General features: G+C 66.5%; 1 protein-coding gene and 1 pseudogene. Both read right to left on the reverse strand.

Features of this window, described 5'->3' with window-relative positions:
- Positions 1–103: 103 nt before the first annotated feature.
- Complete coding sequence (locus AC097L_RS24925) at positions 104–1,075, reverse strand: aldo/keto reductase (RefSeq protein WP_479589398.1); 972 nt, start codon at positions 1,073–1,075, stop codon at positions 104–106.
- Between the two features lie 2 nt (positions 1,076–1,077).
- Positions 1,078–1,250, reverse strand: a pseudogene (locus tag AC097L_RS24930) (SAM-dependent methyltransferase); the annotation flags it as partial.

Here is a 1,250-nt window from a genome sequence, read left to right on the forward strand (position 1 = left end):
TGTCGCTGATGGCGATGGACACGGGCTGTTGCTTACCGGCCTGTTCGGCGGTGGTCAACTGGAGGGCGTGCAAGGCGTTTTCTGAGGTCAACATGGCGTGCTTTCAGGGCAGTTCGCGGCCTCGGGCGGCCTCATAAAGCTGGTACCACGCGCCCCGGCTGAGGGTCACCTGGGTGGCCTGGGCGCAGGCGCGGATGCGTTGGGGGTCGGTGGTGCCGATCACCGGCTGGATGCGCGCCGGGTGCTGCATCAGCCAGGCCAGCACGATGGCTTCAGCAGCCACGCCGTGGGATTGGGCCAGTTGCTGCACGCAATCCGCCGCCCCGCGCACCGCGGGTGGCGCATCGGCAGGCGCTGCGCCGCTGAACCAGCCGCGCGCCAAAGCGCCCCAGGCCTGGAGCTGCAGGCCGTGCTGCTGGGCGTATTCCAGCGTGCCGTCCCACGCGAGCGACGATGCGCCCTGCGGGTCGTTGAAGCCGGTGGCAGATTCCAGCCAGTCGCGCTTGAGCAGGCTCATCTCCAGCTGGTTGACCACCAGCGGCTCGTCCAGCGCCTGTTGCAACCAGCCTACTTGCGCGGCGTGCATGTTCGAGACACCCAAAAAGCGCGCCTTGCCCGCCGCCTTGATCTGCTGCCAGGCCTGGGCCACCTCGGCGGGCTGCATGAGCGGGTCGGGCCGGTGCAGGATCAGCACGTCCAGGTAGTCGGTTTGCAGGCGGCGCAATATCGCGTCCACGCTGTCCACGATGTGCTGCGCCGACAGATCGTAACGCTTGGGGCCATCCGCATCGGCAAACCGGATGCCGCATTTGGACTGCAGCAACAGGCTTTGCCGCAGCGACGGCTGGCGCTGGAACAGGCGGCCAAAACTCTCTTCGGCCTTGCCCAACGTGTAAATGTTGGCATGGTCAAACAGGGTGATGCCCGCTGCCAGCGCAGCCTCGGTGGCGGCCTGGGCCTTGTCCACGTCCGATTCGGACAGTGGCTGCGCGTCCCAGCCGCCGCCCAGGCCCATGCAGCCCAGTACCAGCGGGCTGGCCTGGGGCAAAAAAGTGTTTAGGGGCAAGGTTGGCATGGTCAGGCTCCAGGTGTTTCGGGCAACTTGAATCGCGTCGCCAGCAGGGCCGACAGGCCAAACTCGGCCAGCAGGGCCGTGAGCCGCTCTGCCGCCGCACGCTTTTTCTGGCCAATGTGCTTGGCGATGATGAGCTCGTTTTTCATGCTGTGCTCCCAGCCGACCAGCTCGGTCA

Source organism: Rhodoferax sp. RT5P35 (genome assembly GCF_056521385.1).

Coding starts and splice junctions, on each gene's coding strand:
- AC097L_RS24925 (WP_479589398.1), bottom strand. CDS start 1,075: ATGCCAACCTTGCCCCTAAACACTTTTTTGCCCCAGGCCAGCCCGCTG.